The sequence below is a fragment of the uncultured Dietzia sp. genome, assembly GCF_937873725.1.
GTDB lineage: Bacteria > Actinomycetota > Actinomycetes > Mycobacteriales > Mycobacteriaceae > Dietzia.
Genome location: NZ_CALMYY010000033.1, coordinates 1 through 21,138 on the forward strand (window position 1 = coordinate 1; position 21,138 = coordinate 21,138).

The 21,138-nt window shown below is 70.7% G+C and carries 22 protein-coding genes and 1 pseudogene; 13 read left to right on the plus strand and 10 right to left on the minus strand.

Annotated features, from left to right (window positions below; all coding sequences use genetic code 11):
• A partial coding sequence (locus Q0444_RS02670) for an FAD-dependent oxidoreductase (RefSeq protein ID WP_299021151.1) occupies nucleotides 1-437 on the plus strand: 437 nt, incomplete at its 5' end.
• 153 nt (nucleotides 438-590) lie between these two features.
• On the opposite strand, the gene Q0444_RS02675 is transcribed toward Q0444_RS02670, so the two are convergent.
• Nucleotides 591-2,225, minus strand: coding sequence for a hypothetical protein (locus Q0444_RS02675; RefSeq protein WP_299021154.1), 1,635 nt, complete (start codon nucleotides 2,223-2,225; stop codon nucleotides 591-593).
• 149 nt (nucleotides 2,226-2,374) lie between these two features.
• Nucleotides 2,375-2,827 (minus strand): hypothetical protein, encoded by a 453-nt coding sequence (locus Q0444_RS02680; protein WP_299021157.1) that lies wholly within the window; start codon nucleotides 2,825-2,827, stop codon nucleotides 2,375-2,377.
• 19 nt (nucleotides 2,828-2,846) lie between these two features.
• On the opposite strand from Q0444_RS02680, the gene Q0444_RS02685 reads away from it, so the two are divergent.
• Nucleotides 2,847-3,080 carry a type II toxin-antitoxin system ParD family antitoxin gene (locus tag Q0444_RS02685; protein ID WP_299021160.1) on the plus strand — a complete coding sequence of 78 codons (234 nt, stop codon included), beginning with the start codon at nucleotides 2,847-2,849 and terminating at the stop codon, nucleotides 3,078-3,080.
• 112 nt (nucleotides 3,081-3,192) lie between these two features.
• Here the strand turns inward: Q0444_RS02685 and Q0444_RS02690 are convergent, their stop codons facing one another.
• The gene (locus Q0444_RS02690) at nucleotides 3,193-4,056 is read right to left on the minus strand and encodes a class I SAM-dependent methyltransferase (protein ID WP_299021163.1); all 864 of its coding nucleotides are present in this window, start codon (nucleotides 4,054-4,056) and stop codon (nucleotides 3,193-3,195) included.
• Nucleotides 4,057-4,245: 189 nt separating this feature from the next.
• Here Q0444_RS02690 and Q0444_RS02695 point away from each other — a divergent pair, with 189 nt between their 5' ends.
• Nucleotides 4,246-5,409, plus strand: coding sequence for a class I SAM-dependent methyltransferase (locus Q0444_RS02695; protein WP_299021166.1), 1,164 nt, complete (start codon nucleotides 4,246-4,248; stop codon nucleotides 5,407-5,409).
• Here Q0444_RS02695 and Q0444_RS02700 read toward each other — a convergent pair.
• The 5 genes from Q0444_RS02700 to Q0444_RS02720 all read right to left on the minus strand — a co-directional run bounded on the left by Q0444_RS02700 (nucleotide 5,404) and on the right by Q0444_RS02720 (nucleotide 10,831).
• On the minus strand, nucleotides 5,404-5,685 hold the full coding sequence (locus Q0444_RS02700; protein WP_299021169.1) for a hypothetical protein: 282 nt from the start codon (nucleotides 5,683-5,685) through the stop codon (nucleotides 5,404-5,406). The two genes, Q0444_RS02695 and Q0444_RS02700, sit on opposite strands and share 6 nt — an antisense overlap.
• Before the next feature lie 47 nt (nucleotides 5,686-5,732).
• The gene (locus tag Q0444_RS02705; protein WP_299021172.1) at nucleotides 5,733-6,518 is read right to left on the minus strand and encodes an enoyl-CoA hydratase/isomerase family protein; all 786 of its coding nucleotides are present in this window, start codon (nucleotides 6,516-6,518) and stop codon (nucleotides 5,733-5,735) included.
• Between the two features lie 128 nt (nucleotides 6,519-6,646).
• The gene (locus Q0444_RS02710; RefSeq protein WP_299021175.1) at nucleotides 6,647-9,643 is read right to left on the minus strand and encodes an AMP-binding protein; all 2,997 of its coding nucleotides are present in this window, start codon (nucleotides 9,641-9,643) and stop codon (nucleotides 6,647-6,649) included.
• Between the two features lie 120 nt (nucleotides 9,644-9,763).
• Nucleotides 9,764-10,204, minus strand: coding sequence for an alternative ribosome rescue aminoacyl-tRNA hydrolase ArfB (gene arfB, locus Q0444_RS02715; protein ID WP_299021178.1), 441 nt, complete (start codon nucleotides 10,202-10,204; stop codon nucleotides 9,764-9,766).
• 51 nt (nucleotides 10,205-10,255) lie between these two features.
• Nucleotides 10,256-10,831 (minus strand): 1-acyl-sn-glycerol-3-phosphate acyltransferase, encoded by a 576-nt coding sequence (locus Q0444_RS02720; RefSeq protein ID WP_291080737.1) that lies wholly within the window; start codon nucleotides 10,829-10,831, stop codon nucleotides 10,256-10,258.
• A 183-nt stretch (nucleotides 10,832-11,014) separates the two neighbouring features.
• Here Q0444_RS02720 and Q0444_RS02725 point away from each other — a divergent pair, with 183 nt between their 5' ends.
• Nucleotides 11,015-12,373 carry a glycoside hydrolase family 1 protein gene (locus Q0444_RS02725; RefSeq protein ID WP_291080735.1) on the plus strand — a complete coding sequence of 453 codons (1,359 nt, stop codon included), beginning with the start codon at nucleotides 11,015-11,017 and terminating at the stop codon, nucleotides 12,371-12,373.
• An 88-nt stretch (nucleotides 12,374-12,461) separates the two neighbouring features.
• A complete protein-coding gene (locus tag Q0444_RS02730; RefSeq protein WP_299021182.1) occupies nucleotides 12,462-12,596 on the plus strand; it encodes a hypothetical protein in 135 nt (44 codons plus the stop codon).
• Between the two features lie 84 nt (nucleotides 12,597-12,680).
• Here Q0444_RS02730 and Q0444_RS02735 read toward each other — a convergent pair whose 3' ends face one another.
• Nucleotides 12,681-13,067 (minus strand): dipeptidase, encoded by a 387-nt coding sequence (locus Q0444_RS02735; protein WP_291080733.1) that lies wholly within the window; start codon nucleotides 13,065-13,067, stop codon nucleotides 12,681-12,683.
• A 65-nt stretch (nucleotides 13,068-13,132) separates the two neighbouring features.
• Here Q0444_RS02735 and Q0444_RS02740 point away from each other — a divergent pair, with 65 nt between their 5' ends.
• Nucleotides 13,133-13,969, plus strand: coding sequence for an Lrp/AsnC family transcriptional regulator (locus tag Q0444_RS02740; protein WP_299021185.1), 837 nt, complete (start codon nucleotides 13,133-13,135; stop codon nucleotides 13,967-13,969).
• 66 nt (nucleotides 13,970-14,035) lie between these two features.
• Nucleotides 14,036-15,268, plus strand: coding sequence for an amidohydrolase family protein (locus tag Q0444_RS02745; RefSeq protein WP_291080729.1), 1,233 nt, complete (start codon nucleotides 14,036-14,038; stop codon nucleotides 15,266-15,268).
• Between the two features lie 80 nt (nucleotides 15,269-15,348).
• Here the strand turns inward: Q0444_RS02745 and Q0444_RS02750 are convergent, their stop codons facing one another.
• Nucleotides 15,349-15,723, minus strand: coding sequence for a DUF1622 domain-containing protein (locus Q0444_RS02750; protein WP_291080727.1), 375 nt, complete (start codon nucleotides 15,721-15,723; stop codon nucleotides 15,349-15,351).
• Nucleotides 15,724-15,862: 139 nt separating this feature from the next.
• Between Q0444_RS02750 and Q0444_RS02755 the strand changes: the two genes are divergently transcribed.
• The 6 genes and pseudogenes from Q0444_RS02755 to Q0444_RS02780 form a co-directional block, all read left to right on the plus strand.
• Nucleotides 15,863-16,702, plus strand: a complete 840-nt coding sequence (locus tag Q0444_RS02755) for an SDR family oxidoreductase (RefSeq protein WP_299021192.1) — start codon at nucleotides 15,863-15,865, stop codon at nucleotides 16,700-16,702.
• 13 nt (nucleotides 16,703-16,715) lie between these two features.
• Nucleotides 16,716-17,207, plus strand: coding sequence for an SRPBCC family protein (locus tag Q0444_RS02760; protein WP_299021202.1), 492 nt, complete (start codon nucleotides 16,716-16,718; stop codon nucleotides 17,205-17,207).
• 68 nt (nucleotides 17,208-17,275) lie between these two features.
• On the plus strand, nucleotides 17,276-17,620 hold the full coding sequence (locus Q0444_RS02765; RefSeq protein ID WP_291080721.1) for a cupin: 345 nt from the start codon (nucleotides 17,276-17,278) through the stop codon (nucleotides 17,618-17,620).
• Nucleotides 17,621-17,625: 5 nt separating this feature from the next.
• On the plus strand, nucleotides 17,626-18,537 hold the full coding sequence (locus Q0444_RS02770) for an alpha/beta hydrolase fold domain-containing protein (RefSeq protein WP_299021195.1): 912 nt from the start codon (nucleotides 17,626-17,628) through the stop codon (nucleotides 18,535-18,537).
• Nucleotides 18,538-18,946: 409 nt separating this feature from the next.
• Nucleotides 18,947-20,452, plus strand: coding sequence for an MDR family MFS transporter (locus Q0444_RS02775; RefSeq protein ID WP_291080620.1), 1,506 nt, complete (start codon nucleotides 18,947-18,949; stop codon nucleotides 20,450-20,452).
• A 46-nt stretch (nucleotides 20,453-20,498) separates the two neighbouring features.
• Nucleotides 20,499-21,138: pseudogene (locus tag Q0444_RS02780) on the plus strand (sterol desaturase family protein); the annotation flags it as partial.

The window sequence follows — 21,138 nt, forward strand, 5'->3', positions numbered from 1 at the left end:
CGATCGCGCTGCCGATGGGTAAGAACGTCGTGGTGATCGGCGGCTCGCTGGTCGGGCTGGAGCTGGCGGAGTTCCTCGCCGAGCGCGGGCGGCGCGTGACGCTGCTCCACGAGTCGCAGCAGCTCGGACTGCCGCTGGCCATGCCCCGCCGCTGGACTGCGGTGCGTCACGCCAAGGAGCACGGGGTCGACATCCACCGCAACGTCACCGTCACCCGGATCACCGAGTCGGGCGTCGAGTGGGCCGACGCCAAGGGCGACACCGCCTCGGCCACGGCCGACATGGTCATCTACGCCGACGGCACCACCGCCGCCGCCCCGCTGGCCGACGACCTCCGCGCCGCCGGCATCGACTGCGAGGTCATCGGCGACGCCGGCGAGGTCGGCTACATCCACGGCGCGATCCACTCGGCGTGGAGGGTCGCGTCTAAGGGGTGACGGTCCACGACGGTCCGTCGGTGCAGCATGGGACATCACGAGTTCCGCGCCTTCTCGCCACGCATGTGGCGACCACACCGAGGCCGTTCGGATCGGTGGCGAGGGGTACCGCTCACGGCGGGAGCGGCATAGACGAAATTCCTCCAGACACGACTAATCGGCCGATTTCCGCTGCAGCGCTCGCCGACGCCCTGCCGCCTTGAGTCGCGAACGTGATCGACGTTTCAGCGACATTCTGCGCGCTGCAGACGCATCTCGTCCCACCGGTGGACGGGGTACGTCCTCGTCGTCGTCGGCCCATCGCAGACCGATCGCGTGTCGGAGCACCGCGACGCTGTCCTTGGTCGGAGCCTCGTGGCCTGGCGAGTCTCTGCGCCAGTACCGCGTGTGCGCGGCGACGGGCGTCCTGAGCACGCGGTCCCGGCTCTTGCGCGGCGCACTGATCTCCACTGGGATGTCCACAACCCCGCGGCCGAACACCGGGGCGACGGGGCCGCCCACAGGGTCGCCGCCGAGCCACCGCGTCAGTGGAAAGTACAGGTTGGTCCATCGGGTGGTGGCGAACGGCGAGGCTTCGTGCGCGATCAGAGGGCCATCGAACTCCGTGCGATAGAACGCGACCGGTCCGCTGCCGTCCGCGCCGGCCGCCGCCTGGACCGGCCTGCCCGCGCGGCTCCACACACTCTCCCGGTTCTGCTGCTCCCCGAGGGGTGGGCAGGCGGGGAGCTCCTGCTCTTCCTTCCGGCTCTCGAAGCTCTCGCGCTTGGTGGCCAGGAGGTCCTGGGCGTGGGTCAGCGGCGACCCCAGCGTGATGAAGTCGGAGACACGCCAGGGCACGCCCATCCGGAGCTGTTCTTTCTGAAGCTCCGTCTGCACCGCGTGGTAGTCCCGTCCGGCCGGCAAGGGCCGCGGAGGGTCCTGCTTGCCGGGGACCGCGGTGAGGAAGTTCCAGGCCTTCGGCTGCCGGTCGGCGAGTTCACCGGACCCACCACCGTGCCCGTCCTCCCGGGGCTGACGGAGTTCGTCGAAGACCAGCCGGATCGCGTCGTAGGCGATGACGCTGCCCAGACTGTGCGCGACGATGATGATTCGGTCGTAGAGGGGCTCCTCGTTTCGGTCCTGGTGTCGGTGCAGCGTGAGCAGGAGGTCGCGGGCGTCCCTGCGGACCTTGTCTCGCTGGACGTAGTCGGCGATAGCCGGGTTGAACCAGCGTTGGGCGTCGGCGACGGAGGTGGTGAGCACGCTGCTCGCCATCTTCTTCGCGACGGCGCGGAGGGCGCCGAGCGCGAGTGCCACCGGAACAGCGGTGAGCACCCACCTCACGTAGGGGTTCTCCGGGTCGAGGAGGAGCCAGCATGCGGCAGCGATCGCCGCGACCACGAGCGCCGCCAGCGCGATGATCGCCCGCACGGTCCACACGACGCGCCTCAACTGCGAACCCCGCGCGTTGGTCAGCAACAGCCGCACCATCCACCTCAGCACGGCGCCGGTTTCGCCTGTGCCGAACGTCGGTTGCCAATACAACTCGAAGAAGTCGGTCCGCGGCCAGCCGCGGGACTCGATGAGCACCGGCCTGTGTAAGTCGAGGTACTCGGCGTCGCGGTCGAGGCGACGCTCGACGCGCGCCGGCGGGGTCAGGTCGGATTTCTTCCCAAAGACGTTGGCGACCAGCGCCGAGACGGTGTCCATCGGCTGTTGGTTGCCGATGCCGTGCACCACCACCACGGCGATCGCCTGGTGCCTCTCGCGATGATGCCTCGTCGCCCGTTCCTCCGGCGTGCTCCCCATCCGCCAAGGATGGCGGGAAATCCTCCGTGCGGCAAGGGCGAGCGTGGGTCACGGGCATCGGAGGTAGCCGGCCTTTTCGGGTCAGATCGGCCGCGCTTCTGACGTGGGTGAAGACCTCGTCGTCGTCGTCACGCGCCGCTACCCACTGATCAACGGCGCGGCCGCCCGGCCGCCGGTGCCGGGGCGGTGGCGGCGGTGGTTCTCATCGAGCCGCCGGTCATCACGTCCATGGCGAACCCGACGTACTGCCGCGCGACGTCCTCCGGTGTCAGCTCGCCGCCGGGCCGCCACCACGTGGGGATGGTGGTGCACATCGTCACCACCGCGCGAGCGGCCTCCTTGCTGTTGTCCGGGCGGAACCGGCCGGTCGCGACGGCGTCCGCCACCTCGGTGTCGACCATCTGCTGCATCCGGTCACGCAACCGCGCGATGCGCCGGTAGTGCACCGGCTCGAGGTTGCGCATCTCGCTGGCGCCGATGAAGGCGAGCTCGCCCTCGTAGGTATGCGCCAACGCGAAGCTCTCGATGATCAGACAGAAGCGCTCGACCGGGCCGGGAAACGCTGGACTGACGCGTGCGGGCCCCGCGATTACGGGTACCACAAGTTGGTATTTTCACGCCATGGCACAGAACACCTCGATCAGCCTTGATGATCATTTCGCGAACTTCCTCGCCCGAGAAGTCGCGTCGGGCCGGTACCGGTCCGCCACCGAGGTCATTCGCGCCGGCCTACGGCTGCTCGAGGACAGAGAGACACAGCTGGCCACGCTGCGAGTCGCGCTCGTCGACGGCGAAGCCAGTGGCACGCCGGAGCCCTTTGACTTCGACGCGTTTGTTGCGGCGAAGAAGGCGTGACCGGGTACAGGCTCACCCCGGCCGCATAGCGTGCTGCACTGCACCTCTGAATCGGCCCACCCCGCCCGGTCCGCGCCCTGAACGGGCAGGGGATGGTCGATGATCGGTCCACTCACGCCCCGGGGGCGCGGGCCTCGGCGATCCAGGTGCCGGCGCCGAGGCGGATGTCACCGTCCACGACGTGGGCGCTCAGCGCGTCGGCGGCCGCCGTGACGGCGGCGTCGCGGGCGTCGGGGTCGGCATCGAGCAGCGACATGACCGCGGGATTCTGCTCCAGCGCCTGCCTCGCGACCTCGTCGAGGGCGCCGACCGGACCCAGGGTGACCTCGTCGGGTCCGCGCGACAGGTCGACGGACTCGAAACCCGCCGACTCGAGGATGCCGCGGAGCAGGTCCGGGTCGGCCAGGGAGAAGGGTCCCGGTGCGCCCGGGGGCGGCATCGGGGGACCGCCCAACACCGCCAACGCGGCGAAGGTGGGCACCGCGATGAATGGGTTCTCCAGCGGAGAGGCGAAGCAGACGAACGCCAGCCGACCGTGCGGCCTCAGCGAGCGTGCGATGTTGGCGAAGGCCGCCGTGGGGTCGTCGAAGAACATCACGCCCAGTCGCGAGAAGGCGGCATCGAACGGCCCGGGCAACTCGTCGTTCTCCACGTCGAGGGCGGCGAACTCGACGTTCTGGGCGTCGCTGTCCTGGCCCTCGCGCGCGTCGGTCAACCGGGCCCGGGCGAAGTCGATCATCGGGCGGGACACGTCGACGCCGAGCACCGACCCGCCGGGGAGCACCCGCCGACCGATCTCCAGGGTCGTGCTCCCCGTCCCGCAGCCCACGTCCAGAACGCGCTCCCCGGGCCCCGGATCGAGGCGGTCGAGCGCCGCCCGCCCCAGCGGCTCCAGGATCCGGTCGTAGGCCACCGCGTTGCGCACCCACGAGTCCCCGACGGGGCCACTCCAGAGGTCGGCCTGTGATGCGCTCATGACGAACTCCCTGGTCCACGGGGCGAGAGCCGCTGCTCTGTGGGCTCCAGCGTAGACCTGCTGAGACAATGAGCACAGCCCGAAAAACGGGCCACCGCAATCCGCGTCCTCACGCCGCCCCGGTCGGGTCGAGTGCGCGCCTGGCAGAAGGATCCCCGTGCTCCTCCCCGTACCCCGCCGGCCCGCGCCATGACCACCGTCAGCTGGAGCGAGAACGGCGCGCCCCGCACCGCCCGGTGGCGGTCCGAGAACGGGGCGCCGGCGCCGCGCGACCTCGTGGTGATCACCGACGACATCTCCGCGGACAAGGCTCTCCGCCTGATCCGCTCGGGCACCGGCCTGCTGTGGCGCGGCGACTTCCACAACGCCCGGCAGCTCCTGCGCGCGATCGACCGGCGGCTGCAGAAGCGAGAATCCCGCACCCCACCTAGCGCCGACCCCGGGGAGGTGTTCCTCGCCAACCGTAGAGCCCGCGCGCACCGCGCGGCGATCCTGGGCGGGATCCTCATCCCGCTGCAGCCGGACCACTCGATCCGGCTGCGCCGGGCGCCCGACGCGCGCGACGCCTGCGCTCACGCCTACGGTCCGGAGGGTGTGGGGGGCGACGACGACGTCGGCGGGGAGACGCTGGTGTCGTTGCCCGAGCTCCTCGGCGTGATCAGCGCCTACGAGTGGCACCGCATGGGCATCGAGGTGGCCGCCCTGGGGGCTCGGATCCATCCCGCCCACGGGGTCTTCGCCCCCACCCGCGACGAGTACATCGACCTGGTCGCCGACGCCCCCTGGCCGCGGGGAGTGGACCAGCCCGTGGTCTGGGACATCGGCACCGGGACCGGGGTGCTCGCGGCGGTGCTGGCCCGGCGCGGGGCGCGGGAGGTGGTGGCGACCGACATCAACCCCCGCGCGGTGCGGTGCGCGGCGGAGAACCTGGACCGGCTCGGGCTCGCCGACCGGGTCCGGGTGGCCGAGGCCGACCTGTGGCCCGCCGACGGCGGGCGGGCCGACGTGGTGGTGTGCAACCCGCCCTGGATCCCCGGGCGCCCGACCTCGGCGCTGGAGCGCGGGATCTACGACCCGGGCTCCGGCGTGCTCAACCGCTTCCTCGGCGAGCTCGCCGAGCACCTCACGCCGCGAGGCGAGGGGTGGCTCATCCTGTCCGACCTCGCCGAGCTGATCGGCCTCCGCGCGCCCGACGAGCTCACCGACCGCATCGTCGGCGCCGGACTGGCCGTCGTCGGCACGCACGAGACGACGCCCCGTCACCCGCGCGCGGCGGACGACGCCGATCCGCTCCACGCCGCCCGTTCGCGCGAGCGGACCGTCCTGTGGAGGCTGTCCGCGGGGGCCTCATGACTCCGGCGACCGTTGCCCGCCCACGGCTCGGATGAGGACGTGCGCCACGAGCAACGGTGCGATGAGGAATACCGCGCCCCAGCCCGTCGCCGCGACCGGCAGCCAGTCGTCCCACCACATGCGCGCGGAGTCGACGCAGCCCGGGAGGCGGGGCAGGGGCCGCCGCGACCCGGCGGCCGACTCGTCCCGCGACCCGGTGAACAGGCCCGTCACGTCGGAGGTGTGGGCGGACACGTGGAAGCTCTCGGGTCGGGGAGACCGCGCGGTGGTATCCATGTCCGGGGTTCGGCGCGGCGGGCGTGCCGGATGGGTGCCGGGTCCGGCTACCTCGGGTCCGGGTATCGCGGGTCGCGCTGGTCGAAGAACGCGGCGGCGCCCTCCTGCAGGTCACCCCCGGGGATGAGCTCGATCCACAGCTCCCGCTCGAGCTCGAGCCCATCGGCCAGGCCCATGTCCAGGCCGCGGTCCACGCACTGCTTGACGGCGCGGATCGCGCGGGGGCTGTTGGCGGCCATCTTCTGGGCCAGCTCCAGCGCGAGGGGCAGCGGGTCGTCGTCGTCGGAGACCTCCTCCACCAGCCCGATGCGCAGGGCCGTGACCGCGTCGACCGGCTCGGCGGTGTACATCATCCGCTTGGCCATGCCCGGCCCCACCAGCCGGGACAGGCGCTGGGTGCCACCCGCGCCGGCGAGGACGCCCCACCGCACCTCGGGCAGGCCCATCCGCGCGCGCGGGCCGGCCACCCGGACGTCGCAGGCCATCGCCAGCTCGCAGCCGCCGCCCAGCGCGGTGCCGCTGACGGCGGCGATCACCGGCATCGGCAGCGCCGCCACGCGGTCCATGAACCCCTGCACCCGCTCGACGAACTCGCGGGCGGTGGCGGCGTCGGTGATGGTCTGGAACCGGTGGAAGTCGCCGCCGGCACTGAAGTGGCGCCCCGCCCCGGTGATCACCACCGCGCGGGCCGTCGAGGCCTCCAGCCGGACCAGCGCCTCCTCCATGGCCTCGACGAACTCGTCGGTCCACGCATTGACCGGCGGGTTCTGCATCCGCAGCACCACGATCTGCCCCGTGTGCCGCGAGATCTCCACCAACTGCTGCCCGGCCATGTCAGTTCCCCTTCCGCGGCACGCGCTGCGACTCGTCCGTCGCCCGTGCGCTGAGCTCGTTCTTGAGGATCTTGCCCGGCCCCGGAACCGCACCTCGATCGGGCTCCGTAATCGTCGCGACTGACGGGCTACTCCGTCGGAAGCAGCCCGTCCCGCACCGCCTTGGTCAGCCGCACGTACCCACCCGTGTCGGCGTCGCGGATCCAGGCTCGCGGGCCGGCCTTCGGTAGGCCCCGCGACGCGAACCCGGTGGCGTCCGGGCGGTACCAGTTGGTCACCGGGATGTGGTCGACAACGTGGACGATGTCGGGTCGTCCGGCGGACGGGACCGAGGCCAGTGCGCCACCGATGTCGGCCGCGGTGATCGCCTGGGAGCCCCACCTGCTCACCGCGGCGACGGCGACCCGACCCGCCCCACCGGGCACGCCGTACACCACGGCCAGGTCCACCTGCGTCAGATCCCCGAGCGCGTCGGCGACCTGGATCGGGTACACCGGACCGTGCGCCGTGCGGACCACGGCGCCGGCCGAGCCGAGCAGCCAGAAGTCGCCGTCCCGGTCACGCTCGAAGACGTCATTGGTCGACACCCATGCGTCGCCCGGACGGAACAGCCCGCGGAGCCGGCGCACGGAGGCGTCGATCCTGAGGCGTGGCCGGGTGACGAGCATCCCGGGTTCGCCGACCTCACTCGGTATGGCGTAACCGTCGGGACCGGTGAGGATTGCGCCGGAGTCGGGATCGACCGTGACGAGCCTGACCTCGGCCGTCCCGGGCAGCGGGCGGCCGCGCGCGCCCGGCTTTGTCGTCGAGAGGTTGGCCAGGACGACGTCCGCCTCGGTCCCGGCGTAGAACTCGAGGACCCGCGTCCCCGGGTAGCGGTCCGTGACGCGTCGCCACACCCCGCGGGGCATGCCGGATCCCATGAAGAGCGAGATCGTCGGGAGCGTCTCCCGCGGATTCGCCGGCCGGCTCACCAACTCGCGCATCATCGCCCAGGTGTAGGAGACGACGGTCACCCCGTAGCGGCGGATCTCCTCGTCGAAGGTCGCCGGATCGAAACCGTGTGACAGGGCGATCCTGGCCCCACCGGCCACGGCCCCGCCGACGGCGGTGAGCAGACCCGACGGGTGGTGGAGCGGACTGAGGCAGTACACGGTCGACGCGGAGGTCAGGCGTGCGGCGCTGGCGGTGCCGAACGCGGAGAGCGCCCACCGATGATTGGTCACGAGCTTGGACTGCCACGTGCCCGAGGAGCGGGTGAAGACGACAAAGGCGAGGTCGCCGGCGCGGCCGGGGTCCGGCCGGTACCAGCGGGGCAGCTCGACGTCCTCGGGGTCGATGCGTTCGAGGTCCACGACGCCCGGGCCGAGGTCGGCGTGGAGGTCGCGATCGGCGCCGCCGCCGCCGAGGACGAGCGCCCGCGCCCCGGCATCGGTGACCCTGGACGCGTGCTCCGGGTCGGCCACGACGTCCGTCACCGCGCCGAGCCGGAGTAGTTCGGGCAGCGAATGCGACGGGGGGAGCAGCACGGCCACGGCGCCGAGGCGCGACAGCGCGGCGATGGCGACCAACGCCGAGGGCCGCGTCTCCATGAGTACGCCGATGTGGTCGCCCTGGCGCACCCCGACCGCGATGAGTCCCTTGACCACGTTGGTGATCCGGGTATCGACGGCCGAATACGTGTGGACGCGGTCGGAGAACAGGAAGCACGCGTCACCCGGCTGGGTGCGGGCCCGCTCGGTCATGATCTTGGCAAAGGAGATGCGGGTTCTCGGCTGGATCTGTTCCAACCGGATGAGGCGCGGCGCCGCGTGCAGCGCCTCGTATCCGAGGGCCCGCGTGGTCTGCAGCGCGCTGACGGCGAGGTGACCGGCACCGCGCACGACGCCGACCCCGAGTCCGGCGACCTGAATCGCCCCGTCCGCGGCGAGCATCACCGCCGAGGTGGGGGACGAGTCGACGACGGCGTCGGGTGCGACTTCGGCGATGCCGTCGGGTCGCTGACCGGTGTTCTCGATCCACCCGATCCACCCGGCGACGGTGGGCCACGTCAGCGAGGCGGCGGTCGAGCCCACGACGAGCCCGAAATGCCCGGCGCGGACCGGGAACTCGTAGACCTCGGCCGCGGGGGCGACGGAGGCGATCTTGCGGACGCCGGCCGGGACGCCGATCTCGTCGACCTCGCCGAGCACGGCGAGGACGGGGCAGGTGATGTCGGCCAGGGAGACGACGTGGTCGCCGATCACGAATCCGCCGACCATCATCCGGTTTTGGATGATCACCTGCTGCATCATGTCGACGATCGCCGGGCCGGACCAGGCGACAAATCCCTCGCCACCGATGAAGCGGCGCTGCCGTTCGTGTCCGAGGAGCGCCTCGCGGTCATGGAGTTGGCGCAGGAAGTCCACCTGCGCACGGGCGGTCTTGATCGGATCGAGTAGGCGGAACCCCGTCGACGCCAACCACCCGGGCAGCGAGTGGTCGCTGAAGACGTAGTCGGCGACGAAGCGCGCGACGTTCACGATCACATCCTCGGGGACGCCGAGCGGGGCACTGCCGCGCCAGTCCACCGGGGAGCCGAACGTCACGATGCTCTCGAGGTCGCGCGAGCGCCGGAAGGCCGCGGCCTGGTAACAGAACATGCCGCCCTGGCTGTATCCACCGAGATGGACCGAGCGGCCGGTGGCGGCCGTGACGAGGTCGATCACGTCGTTCACCGCCACCACGTGGTCCGTGAGAGTGCGTTCGAGGCCGCCCGCCTCGAGATCCGGGGATCCGAAGTCGATCACCCACGGGTCCATGCCCGCCTCGTACAGTGCGGCCACCGCGCTCGTATCGGGGGACACGTCCCAGACGTCGGCGGAGATCATCATCGGCGGCACGAGCACGATCGGCGGGCGCGGCGGCTCGTCCTCATCGAGGCCGACATCCGCGAGACCGTCGGCCCCCGCGGTCGGCGCGTAGTAGCGGCGCAGCCGGAACATCGGGCGCCGTGCGACGATCTCGAACGGGGAGGGTTCTTCGTCCGTCTGGAGGCCGCCGAATCGCAGGACTTCGACCGCGTTGACGACGAACGACGTCGCCGCCTTGAGCGCGACTGAAACGGTGTCAGGGGTGGGAGGCATGGTGGTACTGAGACTAGAGGGTGCGTTCTGGGCATCGCGACGATCCAGCGAATAGACCCGCCTGGGGCTCCGCGAGGGGCTCCGCGAGGGGCGGCGACGCTGCGACCATCCCGACGGCCGTCAGTCGTGGTTCGGTCGTCTGCGGTTCGTCTTGACTTCGGAGCGTTGCCGTTTGGCCTCGAGCCGACGCCGGCGCGAACCGCGAGTGGGCCGGGTGGGTCTCCTGGGGACCGGTGGGGCCACCGCCTCGCGCAGGAGTTCCGCCAGACGCCGCCTTGCGGCCTCCCGGTTCCGCCGCTGCGACCGGTGCTCCTCGGCGCTGACGGTGAGGACGGTTCCGGAGAGCCTCGGTGCGAGGTTCCGCAGCACGCGCGCCCGCTGGTCGTCGTCCAGGGCGGAGGTGGTGCCCAGGTCGAGGCTGAGCTGGACCCGCGAATCCGCGGTGTTGACGTGCTGGCCTCCAGGGCCGGATGACCGGGAGAACTTCTCCACGAATTCGGCCGCCGGCACCGTCAGCCCACGGGGCGCGCCCGGTCCGGGGGCCACGCGCAGATCATCCACGGGGTTAGTGTCCCGCACCTACCGCCGATTGACCGTTTCCGTGTCTCCCGGTCACGGGTTCGTCGGCTCCTGCACGAGACGCGGCTCCACTCGCTTCTCGGGATGGAACCCCGCCTTGTCCGCGTAGAAGGACCGGATCCGGTCCATGTCGTGGGCCACGTCGCCCGTCAACTCGATGGTCGGTCCCAGTCCCGATGTCATGGTCGTGCGGTCGACATAGCCGAGGGTCACGGGCATTCCGGCCTCGCGGGCGATCCGATAGAAGCCGGACTTCCAGTACTCGTGCGCTCCGCGGGTGCCGTCGGGCGTGACGACGAGCCCGAACATCTCGCCCGCGTGAACGCGTCGGATCATGTCCTCGACGACCCCGGCAGGATTGGCACGATCAACGGCGATCCCGCCGAGGGCTCGCATCAGCGGTCCACGCCATCCCGCGAACAGGCTGGCCTTGCCGAGCCAGCGCACGTCGATGCCCAGCCGCCAGACGATGCCGATCATCAGGACGAAATCCCAGTTGGAGGTGTGCGGCGCACCGAGGAGTACCGCCGGGCGATCGGGGCCCGGCTGGGTCGCGAGTGTCCACCGGCTGAAGAACCAGAAGATGCGGGCAGCTAGGCGTCGGAGCACTCCGCAACCCTAGTTCACGCCCGGCCGCCGGATCAGGGTCCGCAGGATTATCCGCAGGGGCCGCAAGGGGTAGCCGGTCCGGGATGGCAGGTTCGAGTTCGTCGTCGGCGTCAAGGACGCCTTTCCGCGCGAAACGCCTGCGTATCTGCCTATGGTGCTGGCATGACACCGGGGAGGACGTCAGTGGGGAGACGGTCCGTCATCGGCAGGATCACGGCGGCGCTGGCGGTGGTGGCGCTCGTCGCGGTGCTGCCGCAGACGCCGCGCGCAACGGCGGAAGCCCCGCCCGCCGGCGCCGGCGCACCGGTCGCCCACGACTTCCACTGGGGCGTCGCCACGTCAGGCTTCCAGATCGAGGGCAGCAACCCGGACTCCAACTGGAAGCGCTACGTCGACGCCACCGCGCCGAGCGGCCGGGTGGATCCGGTGAACGACGCGGTGGACTTCTGGAACCGGTACCCCGAGGACATCGCGAACGCCGCGGCGATGGGCGTCAACACCTTCCGGTTGAGCGTGGAGTGGGCGCGGATCGAACCGGCGCCGGGAGAGTACGACGACGAGGCGCTCGCCCACTACGACCGGATCATCGACACTGTTCGCGGCCACGGCATGGTCCCGATGATCACCATGGTCCACTTCACCTATCCCGGCTGGCTGGCGGACCGGGGCGGCATGCTCTCGGGCGGCGCCGTGGAGGCCTTCGGTCGATTCTCCGAGTTGATCACGCAACGCTGGGCCGGCGACGGGACGCTGTGGGTGACCTTCAACGAACCGCTGGTGTTCTTCAAGCACGAGATGACCATCGGGCGCGTCGGGCCCCGGGACTTCTCGGTGTTCCTCGATCAGCTCGAGGCGGGGCACCGACTGGCCTACGCGGCCGCCCACCGCGCCGACCCGGACGCGATGGTCACCATGAACGAGGCGTACCTGCCGCTGGCCACCGAGTTCACCGACACGCTGATCGGGGACCGCGTGGCCGACGTGGTGGACTACGTGGGGATCGACTACTACTACGGCGTCGCCCTGATCAACCTCACCGCGATCAACGCGGCCTGGGACGATTTCGCCGCCGTGCGCCCGCAGCCGGAGGGGATCTACGAGGCGATCGCGCACTACGCGCGCTCGTACCCGGGCAAGCCGATCTACCTCGTCGAGAACGGCATGCCCACCCGCGACGGCGGACGGGCGGACGGTGTGAACCGCGGCGACTTCCTGCGCGACACCGCGTTCTGGCTGCAACGCGCCGTGGCCGACGGCTACCCGGTGATCGGCTACAACCACTGGTCGCTGGTGGACAACTATGAATGGGGTAGTTACTCGCCGCGCTTCGGGCTCTACCGGGTCGACGTGCTCACCGACCCCACGCTGGAGCGGCGGCCCACCTCGGGCGTGGACGCCTACCGCGAGATCATCGCCGCCGGCGGCGTCGGGCCGGACTACCGACCGGTGCTTCCGGCCGCTTGGTGCTCGCTGGCCACCATCCCCGACACCTGCCTGGACCCGGTGCTGGTGGACGGCCCGCGGGCCACACTCGTGGGCTGAGGGGCTCGGTGCTCACGTAACGTAAGCGTCCGCTGCCGGCGATAGGACTGGTAGAATAGGTTTTCCGAAGTAACGAGGAGTGATGTTGATGTTCGGTTCGACCCTGAACGCGCTGCGATTCCTGCTGGGGCCCAGCGGAAGCGAGGCCGCCTGCTTGGCGCTGACCCCCGAGTGCATGGGCTGGATCCCGTACCTGGCCCATCGGTTCGGGATGGCGTCCTGACCGACGGCGCACGCGCCGAGCACAGCAATCCCCCGGAACGAGAAGGTCTCTCGTCCCGGGGGATATCTGTGTCAGTAGTTAGCGTCAGGCCGGTAGCACCTCCTGCATCACCCGCAGCGTGTTACCGCCCATGATCGCGGTGATGTCCTCGTCGGAGTAGCCGCGGTCCAGCAGACCCTGGGTGATTGCGGCGAGCTCACTGGTGTCCCAGCCGACGGTGACGGAGCCGTCGTAGTCACTGCCGAGAGCGGCGGTCTGGATCCCACCGACCTCCACCACGTGATCGATCGCGTCGAGCACCGAGTCCAGTCCCAGCCCGCACACCGCGGTCTCGAAGTACCCGATCCCGATCACGCCGCCCGTCGCGGCGACCCCGCGGATCTCGTCGTCCGTGACGTTGCGGTTGGTCTCGCACGTGCCCTGGACCCCGCCGTGGCTCAGAACCACGGGATTGGTCGCGATGTCCAGCATCGTCGCCGACGGGCTCCACCTTGTTCCGAGAGCTCTCGATGTAGGCCTACCCGTCCGCCGACGGCGTGTATGGCAACCGCCTCGCGATCACGGAGATCGCCTGTGACGCAGGCCGGGTGAGGTCGCTGGCGCAGGAGTTGGCCGCGTGGCCGACGGTGGTGACCGCCGAGATCGCGGCCCGCGAGTACGGAGTCGTGGTGACCATCGCCGCGCTCACCCAGAGCGATCTCGCCGAGATCCTGCTCGATCGCCTGCCCCGGCTGGACGGCGTGACGGGGATGCGTTCCCATCTGGTGGGGCAGTTTCACCTCGGCGGCAACCAGTGGCGGATCGGCGGTCTCGACCCGCACGGCGGCGCCCGGAACGCCGACGTGCCGCGGGCCCGCCGCCAGCCCGGGAGCGCGAACGCCGCCAACCCGTGGGCGGACCCCCAACCGGAGTTGGTCGACGCGCTTACCGAGGACGGTCGTCGCAGCGCGGCGGATCTGGCGCGGATCACCGGCCGCCCCCTCTCGACCACCCGGCGGCAACTCGCGCACCTTCTCGGTTCGGGTGCCCTGACGTTCCGTTGTGATGTGGCCCAGGGCGCCACCGGGTTCCCGGTGATCGTGCAGTGGTGGTGCAAGGTCCCGGTCATGCAGATGGCCGCGAGTGTGGCTCGGCTCCGGGCCGAGTCGTCGGTACGCCAGGTGGTGAGCATGCCGGGATCGCCCAACCTGCTCGTCAGCACGTGGAACCGGTCGGTCGCCGAGGCGATGCGGATCCAGGAAACCCTCGAGCGTGAGCTCGCCCCTCTGGTCGTGGTGGATTCCGCCGTGATCCTGCACCAGGTCAAACGGCTCGGATGGCTGCTCGAGTCCGACGGCCGCAACACCGGGACGTTCGTCCGATACGAGACCTGACCCACTACCAGGGGGCAACTTCGGCGTGTTCATCGGACGGGCCCGAGACCACGTAAGTTGGCTCTTATGACGACTACGCTCCTGCACAACGCCCGGCTCATCGACGGAACCGGCGCAGCCCCGGTCGCCGACGCGGTCGTGGTGATCGAGGGCGGCAAGATCACCTACGCCGGCGCTGCCGCCGGTGCGCCGCAGGTCGATGACTCGGCCACCAAGGTTGATGTCGGCGGTAACACCGTCACCCCCGGATTCTTCGACTGCCACGTCCACCTCTCCCTGCCCGGCACCAAGGGCTCGCCGATCATGGCCGCCATGGTTCCGCCGTCCTACCGCTACTTCGAGTTGATCGAACGTCTCAAGGTCACGATCGAGTCCGGTGTCACCACGGTGCGTGACCTGATGGGTATCGACGTGGGCGTGCGCGAGGCCGTCGCCAACGGTCTGGTGGAGGGCCCGCGTCTGCTGGTGGCGGACAAGATGTTCTCCCAGACCGGTGGTCACGCAGACTTCCACATCCCCTCCGGTATCGACGGCTCCGGCCTGGTGGGTGGTCTGCTCGTGGACTCGGTCGACGAGGCCCGCAAGCAGGTCCGCGGCCTGCTTCGCGACGGGATCGACGTGGTCAAGGTCGCGTCCTCCGGCGGCGTCACCTCGCCGAGCGATGACCCGGACTGGCTCGGCGCGCGCGTCGACATCGTCTCCGCGCTGGTGGAGGAGGCGCACAACTACGGTGGCCGCAAGGTCGCCGCCCACGCCATCGGCTTCGCGGGCATCCAGGCCGCCGTGCAGGGCGGCGTACACAGCGTCGAGCACGGGTACGCCCTCAACGACGAGCTGCGGCAGGAGATGGTCGAGCGCGGCCAGTTCCTGGTCCCCACCCTCATCGAGACCCTCAAGCCGGACACCGCCACCCCGCAGGCCAAGGCCAAGAGCGACAAGTGGCACGCGCTGGCGCACGAGTCGCTGCAGGCCTCCGTCGAGGCGGGCATCAAGGTCGCCGTGGGTACCGACGCGGGCCTGGTCCCCGATCACGGTGCGACGCTCGGTGAGCTCAGCGCCCTGGTCAAGTTCGGTGGCATGACCCCGATGCAGGCCATCGTGGCCGGAACGCAGACCTCCGCGGAGCTGTGCGACCTGGGCGACAAGCTGGGCACGCTGGAAGCCGGGAAGCTGGCCGACGTCGTCGTCGTCAAGGGCGATCCCCTCGCGGACATCGACTCGCTGGCCGACCACAGCAACATCCTCCTCGTCCTCAAGGAGGGCCGCGCCGCCAGCAACCGCGGCCAGTACGCCCTCTGACCCGGGTCGGTCCGGCTCCCCGCCGGCACGGCCAGGCGCGCCGGACCCTGCCCGGCGCACCCGGGACGGTCAGGGGGGGTCTAGGACTCGGTCCTCTCGTTCACGGACTTTGCGCCCTCGGGCTCCTTCTGCCACGGCCAGCGGCCGGAGATCTCCAGCTCCAGCGACCAGCTGAGGAACGTACGGATGGCCACGATCGCGGCGAGCACCGCCACGTCGACGAGCGTCGGGGTGACGGCGACGGTCTTGATGATGTCCGCGGCGACCAGCAGTTCCAGGCCGAGCAGAATCGAGCGGCCGAGGAAACGCCGGAACTGGCGGTAGACGTCGGGTTCGCGGCGCGCCATCCGCCAGCCGGCCATCACCGTGGCGGCCACCGTGCCGATCACGATCGCCGCCACGCCCACGGCATCGATCGCCTCGCCGACCAGTTCCACTGATTCCTGGAAGTTCATTCCTGCGAGTATTCCGGCGTGACCAGCGGGAGACGCGCGATTGGCGGGAGATGTGCGATCGGCGCGAGTCGGGCGCGGCTCCGGCGGGCAGTTGGCGGAACCATCCCCGGCAAACAGGAACCCGTTCTACGCTGCCGGTATGAGTTTTGAGGGCAAATCCATCCTGGTCACGGGCGGGGGCAGCGGGATCGGCGCGGGAACGGCCGAGGAGCTGGTCCGACGGGGCGCCACGGTGACGATCATCGGCCGCGGCGCGGAACGGCTGGCCGAGACCGCCCGGCGGATCGCGCAGGCCACCGGCCGGGAGGGCGCCGTGCGCGCGCATGCCGCGGACGTGACCGACGAGGACCAGGTGTCGTCGGCGGTCGCGGCGGCGGTCGAGCACGGGGGAGGGCTCGACGGCGTGGTGGCCTGCGCCGGCGGGAGCGAGACCATCGGCCCGCTCACCCAGATGGACACCGAGGCGTGGAAGCGCACCGTCGACCTCAACGTCAACGGCATGATGTTCACGCTCAAGCACGCCGCACGCGAGTTGGTCGCCCGGGGCGGCGGATCGTTCGTCGCCATCTCGTCCATCGCCGCGAGCAACACGCATCGCTGGTTCGGTGCGTACGGCGTGACCAAATCGGCCGTCGACCACATGGTGGGACTGGCGGCGGACGAGCTCGGCGCGAGCCGGGTGCGCGTCAACGGCATCCGCCCGGGCCTGATCGAGACCGACCTGGTGGCGCCGATCCTGTCCGACCCCGTGATCGCCGAGGACTACCGCGCGAGCACCCCTATCCCGCGCATCGGCCAGGTCGGCGACATCGCCGAGGCCGCCGCGTTCCTGCTCAGCGACGCCTCGACCTGGATCACCGGGCAGGTCATCAACGTGGACGGCGGGCAGATGCTGCGCCGCGGCCCCGACTTCAGCTCCATGCTCGAGCCGCTGTTCGGCGCCGACGGGCTGCGCGGCGTCGTGGCGGACGAGGGGTAGGGACATGGCGAACATGTATCCGTGTGAACCGGTGGACGTCGCGTTCATCGACTCCGCCCGCTTCCGGTTCTCCAACACCGTCGACATCCCCGCGTCGCCGGAGCAGTTGTTCGAGCTGTTCGAGGAGGCGGACGCCTGGCCGCGCTGGGCAAAGGTGATCACCAAGGTCGTGTGGACCAGCGAACCGCCGTACGGCCTCGGCACCACGCGCACCGTCCACATGCTGGGCGGGCTGCGCGGCGACGAGGTGTTCCTCGCCTGGGAGCCCGGCCGGCACATGGCGTTCCGGTTCACCGCCTGCTCGACGCCGTTCGTCACCGCGTTCGCCGAGTCCTACGACGTCGTGCCCACCACCGGCGGATGCCGGCTCACGTGGACCGTCGCGCTGAAGGGCAAGGGGCCGACCACCGTCTCGCTCGCGGTGCTGCGGCCGGTGCTGAACGTCGGGTTCCGGCGGTTTCTGCGCGATCTGAGCGCTCTCGCCTCGGAGCGGTACGCCGTGTAGGTACGTTGCAGGTCAGGTCCTCCGCGTCGTTCGCGGCGGGCGACGCGTGAGGCTCGGAAAGGTCGACTATGGCGAACATCAGGGAACTGGCCGAATCCCACCTGGCCACCGCCCTCACCGAGAAGAACGGCCGCAGCTCCGCTCTCGTCGCGCACGACGGGCCCTTGCGCCAGGCGGTGATCGCGCTGCGGGACGGGGTGCGGATGGAGGCGCACAATTCGCCGCCGGCCGCGAGTCTGCAGGTGCTCAAGGGCAAGGTCCGCGTGGATCTCGAGGACGATGTCCAGGGCGAGTTCAGCGCGGACGAACTGTGGATCCTCACCCACGAGCGTCACTCGGTGCTCGCGCTGGAGGACAGCGTGTTCCTGCTGACCACCGTCACCGGTCAGCCGGGTCAGGATTCGCGGTCCTGACCCGGATGACGGTCCCGGAGTGGCTGGTCCCGTGGGTCATCCGTGCGACGGGCAGGAACCGGATCTTCCTCAGTGAGGAGGCTGCGCGTCGGCATGTCGAGCGGTCCGCGCGCAGCCCGAAGCCGTTCGGTCCTCCCCAGCGGCTCGCGCACGAGGTCGACATCTCGATGGTCGTGCGTGACGGGTGGCCCGTCTACACGGTCTCGCCGTCCGGGGGCTTCCGATCCCCACCCGCACCGACGGGCAGCGTCGTCTACGTCCACGGCGGCGGCTGGGTCAACGAGGTCGCGCGCCAGCACTGGCAGTTGATCGCCCGGATAGCGGTCGAGTCGCGCACGACGGTCGTGGTCCCGATCTACCCGCTGATTCCGGCCGGGACCGCGGGCCCCGTCGTCGCGGGGATCGTCGACATCATCCGGGAGTGCCGCGACGAGTACGGCGACCCCCGCCTGGTCGGCGACTCGGCGGGTGGGCAGATCGCACTCTCGGCCGCGCAGGTGCTGCGCGATGAGCACGGCATCACGCTCGGCCGCACCGTGCTCATCTCACCGGCGGTAGATCTGACCTGGTCCAACCCCGGGATCCCCGAGGTGCAGCCCGACGACCCGTGGCTCGCCGTCCCCGGCGGGCATCACCTGTCCGAGGTGTGGCGGGGAGACCTCGAGGTCACCGACCCGCGGGTGAGCCCGATCTTCGGCGACTTGGCCGGGCTCGGGCCCGTCACGATCTTCAGCGGCACCCACGACATCCTCTGCCCCGACGCCCGGCTCCTCGCCGCGAAGCTCGAGAATTCGGGCGTGGACGTGGAGTACCACGAGGTGCCCGCGCGCCTGCACGTCTACCCGATTCTGCCGACGGCCTCGGGCCGGGACGCGCGCACACTCATCACTGCGCAGTTGGCCGACCCGGGCTCCTGAGTTCAGACCAGGCGGGCAGGTCCGAGCCGGGACCACGAGCGACGACGAGCCAGCTCACCGATGAGCGGACCCGCTTGCGCTGGACCTTCGGCTTGCGCTGCCCCTATGGTCCCCAGCGGCAGCGCGACCCGGGTGGTTCTGTACCTTCGGCCAGCGCAAGTCGGAGGGGCAGCGCAGGCCGGAGGGGCAGCGCAAGTCGGAGGGGCAGCGCAAGTCGGAGGGGCAGCGCAAGTCGGAGGGGCAGCGCGGGCCGGTGGGCGAGATGCCCGGTGCCCAGGCGAGGTAACGCTGGTCACGCGAGCGTGGGTGGAGCCGCCGGTTCCGGTAGCTTCAGAAGGTTCCCGTGTGCGGCCCAGGGTCGCCCGGCTTTTCGCCTTCCCCCGCACCTCGCATTTCCCAAAGGACCCCCGTGACGACCGAGTCATCCGCCGCCCCCTCAGTTGCAGCCCAGCGCGACCCCGCCGCCGGCTCCCCGCCGCTGCCCGCCGCCACCAAGCGGCTGATCGCGCTGCTCGTCGCCGCCGCGTTCGTGGTGATCCTCAACGAGACCATCATGTCCGTCGCGCTTCCCGAGCTGATGCGGGAGTTCTCCGTCACCGCCGCCACCGCGCAGTGGCTCACCACCGGCTTCATGCTCACCATGGCCGTGGTGATCCCGTTCACCGGGTGGCTGCTGGTCCGGCTGCCGCTGCGGACGGTCTTCGTCGTCGCCATGACAACGTTCTCCCTCGGCACCCTGCTGGCCTCGCTGGCGCCGGTGTTCCCGGTGCTGGTCGCCGGCCGGGTGGTGCAGGCCGTGGGCACCGCGATCATGATCCCGCTGCTCATGACCACCGTCCTCAACGTGGTGCCCGCGGATCGTCGCGGGCGCACGATGGGCGTGATCTCCATCGTGATCGCCGTGGCGCCGGCCGTCGGCCCCACCGTCGGCGGCCTGGTGCTGGACGTGCTGAGCTGGCGCTGGATGTTCTGGGCGGTCCTGCCGATCGGCATCCTGGCGCTTGTCGCCGGCGGCGCGCTGATCCGCAACGTCACGGCCACCCGCCAGATCCCGCTGGACATCCTCTCGGGCGTGCTCTCGGCGATCGGCTTCGCGGGCCTGATCTACGGGCTCAGCTCCGTCGGCGAGGCCGCGAGCGGGAACGCGGTGATCTCGCCGTGGATCCCCGTGATCGTGGGCGTCGTGGCGCTGACTGTGTTCGTGTGGCGCCAGCTCTCGCTCAAGGACCTCGCGCTGCTCGACGTGCGCGCGTTCGTCTTCCCGACCTTCACCGTGAGCCTGTCGCTCATGCTCGTCTCCATGATGGCGCTGTTCGGCACCCTGATCCTGCTGCCGCTGTACATGCAGCAGGTCCTGGGGACCAGCACGCTCGAGTCCGGTCTGGTGCTCCTGCCCGGCGGGCTGCTCATGGGCGTCCTCGGTTGGTTCGTGGGCCGGATGTTCGACCGCATCGGCCCGCGGCCCCTGATCATCCCGGGCTCGATCCTCGCCTCCGCCGGGCTGTGGGGGATGACCACCTTCGGCGCCGACACCGCGCTCGGCCTGGTGGTGGTCTGGCACATGGTGCTCAGCGTGGGGCTGGCGCTGCTGTTCTCGCCGCTCATGACCTCGGCGCTCGGCTCGCTGCCGCCGCACCTGTACTCGCACGGCTCGGCTCTGCTCAACACGCTGCAGCAGGTCGCCGCGGCCGCCGGCACCGCCATGTTCATCACCGTGATGACGCTGGGCATCGTCGGCGGCGCCGAGTCCGGGGCCAGCGACGTGGCCGCGCAGATGAACGGCGTGCACAACGCGCTGCTGGTGGGCGCGATCATCTCCCTGATCACCGTGGTGGGCGTGTGGTTCGTCCGCAACTCCGCCCAGACCGAGGGGCCGGCGACGGCGTCGCTGTCGGCGGAGTCCGCAGCCGCGTAGGCGCACGACCGAGCGTCCGAGTGGCCTGCGCCATACCCTGGATGGCATGAAGGTTGATCTGACGGTCCTCGCCATCCCCGCGTTCATCGGGTCGATGGTCGGCGAGTACGCGTGGCAGAAGCGGCACCCGGCACAGGGGGAGCGGGCCGGCGACTACGAGCTGGCCGACACTCTGGCCAGCCTGTCGATGGGCGTCGGAAGTCTGATCGCCCCGTACGTCGCGGACCGGCTGCTCGCGCCCGTCACCCCGCGGACCGGCCGGTACGCCAAGGCTTTCATAGGCCTGGCGCTCGCGACCGCGGCGGTCGCCACCGTGGGAGACGTGGTGCAGCGCACCCGGTCCACCGGCCTGCTCGAGGCGGGCACCGTGCCGTCGTCGCATCCCCGCGCCACGGCGACGAACGACGACGACGAGGTCACCACCTCCCACCCCGCGCCCGTCGCCGAGGGCGCCGACTTGCCTCCCGCCCTGCGCCGCATCACCGGAGGGTCGGCGGTCACGGCGCTGGCCTCGGCGGTGGTGACGGTCTCGACGCTGTGGAGCGCGGAGACGGCGAGCAAGAAGCTGTTCCGCCTGACTCCGCTGGACCTGGGGACGGGGCCGTTGGCGTACGCGGTGGCGATCGGGGGTTGGGACTTCATCTACTACTGGAACCACCGCTTCGATCACGAGAGCCGCTGGCTGT

Excerpts from the sequence above, each read along its gene's own strand:
- Q0444_RS02675 (WP_299021154.1), bottom strand. The coding sequence starts at position 2,225 with ATGGGGAGCACGCCGGAGGAACGGGCGACGAGGCATCATCGCGAGAGG.
- Q0444_RS02685 (WP_299021160.1), top strand. The coding sequence starts at position 2,847 with ATGGCACAGAACACCTCGATCAGCCTTGATGATCATTTCGCGAACTTC.
- Q0444_RS02690 (WP_299021163.1), bottom strand. The coding sequence starts at position 4,056 with ATGAGCGCATCACAGGCCGACCTCTGGAGTGGCCCCGTCGGGGACTCG.
- Q0444_RS02695 (WP_299021166.1), top strand. The coding sequence starts at position 4,246 with ATGACCACCGTCAGCTGGAGCGAGAACGGCGCGCCCCGCACCGCCCGG.
- Q0444_RS02700 (WP_299021169.1), bottom strand. The coding sequence starts at position 5,685 with ATGGATACCACCGCGCGGTCTCCCCGACCCGAGAGCTTCCACGTGTCC.
- Q0444_RS02705 (WP_299021172.1), bottom strand. The coding sequence starts at position 6,518 with ATGGCCGGGCAGCAGTTGGTGGAGATCTCGCGGCACACGGGGCAGATC.
- Q0444_RS02710 (WP_299021175.1), bottom strand. The coding sequence starts at position 9,643 with ATGCCTCCCACCCCTGACACCGTTTCAGTCGCGCTCAAGGCGGCGACG.
- Q0444_RS02730 (WP_299021182.1), top strand. The coding sequence starts at position 12,462 with ATGTTCGGTTCGACCCTGAACGCGCTGCGATTCCTGCTGGGGCCCAGC.
- Q0444_RS02735 (WP_291080733.1), bottom strand. The coding sequence starts at position 13,067 with ATGCTGGACATCGCGACCAATCCCGTGGTTCTGAGCCACGGCGGGGTC.
- Q0444_RS02745 (WP_291080729.1), top strand. The coding sequence starts at position 14,036 with ATGACGACTACGCTCCTGCACAACGCCCGGCTCATCGACGGAACCGGC.
- Q0444_RS02750 (WP_291080727.1), bottom strand. The coding sequence starts at position 15,723 with ATGAACTTCCAGGAATCAGTGGAACTGGTCGGCGAGGCGATCGATGCC.
- Q0444_RS02755 (WP_299021192.1), top strand. The coding sequence starts at position 15,863 with ATGAGTTTTGAGGGCAAATCCATCCTGGTCACGGGCGGGGGCAGCGGG.
- Q0444_RS02760 (WP_299021202.1), top strand. The coding sequence starts at position 16,716 with ATGTATCCGTGTGAACCGGTGGACGTCGCGTTCATCGACTCCGCCCGC.
- Q0444_RS02765 (WP_291080721.1), top strand. The coding sequence starts at position 17,276 with ATGGCGAACATCAGGGAACTGGCCGAATCCCACCTGGCCACCGCCCTC.
- Q0444_RS02770 (WP_299021195.1), top strand. The coding sequence starts at position 17,626 with ATGACGGTCCCGGAGTGGCTGGTCCCGTGGGTCATCCGTGCGACGGGC.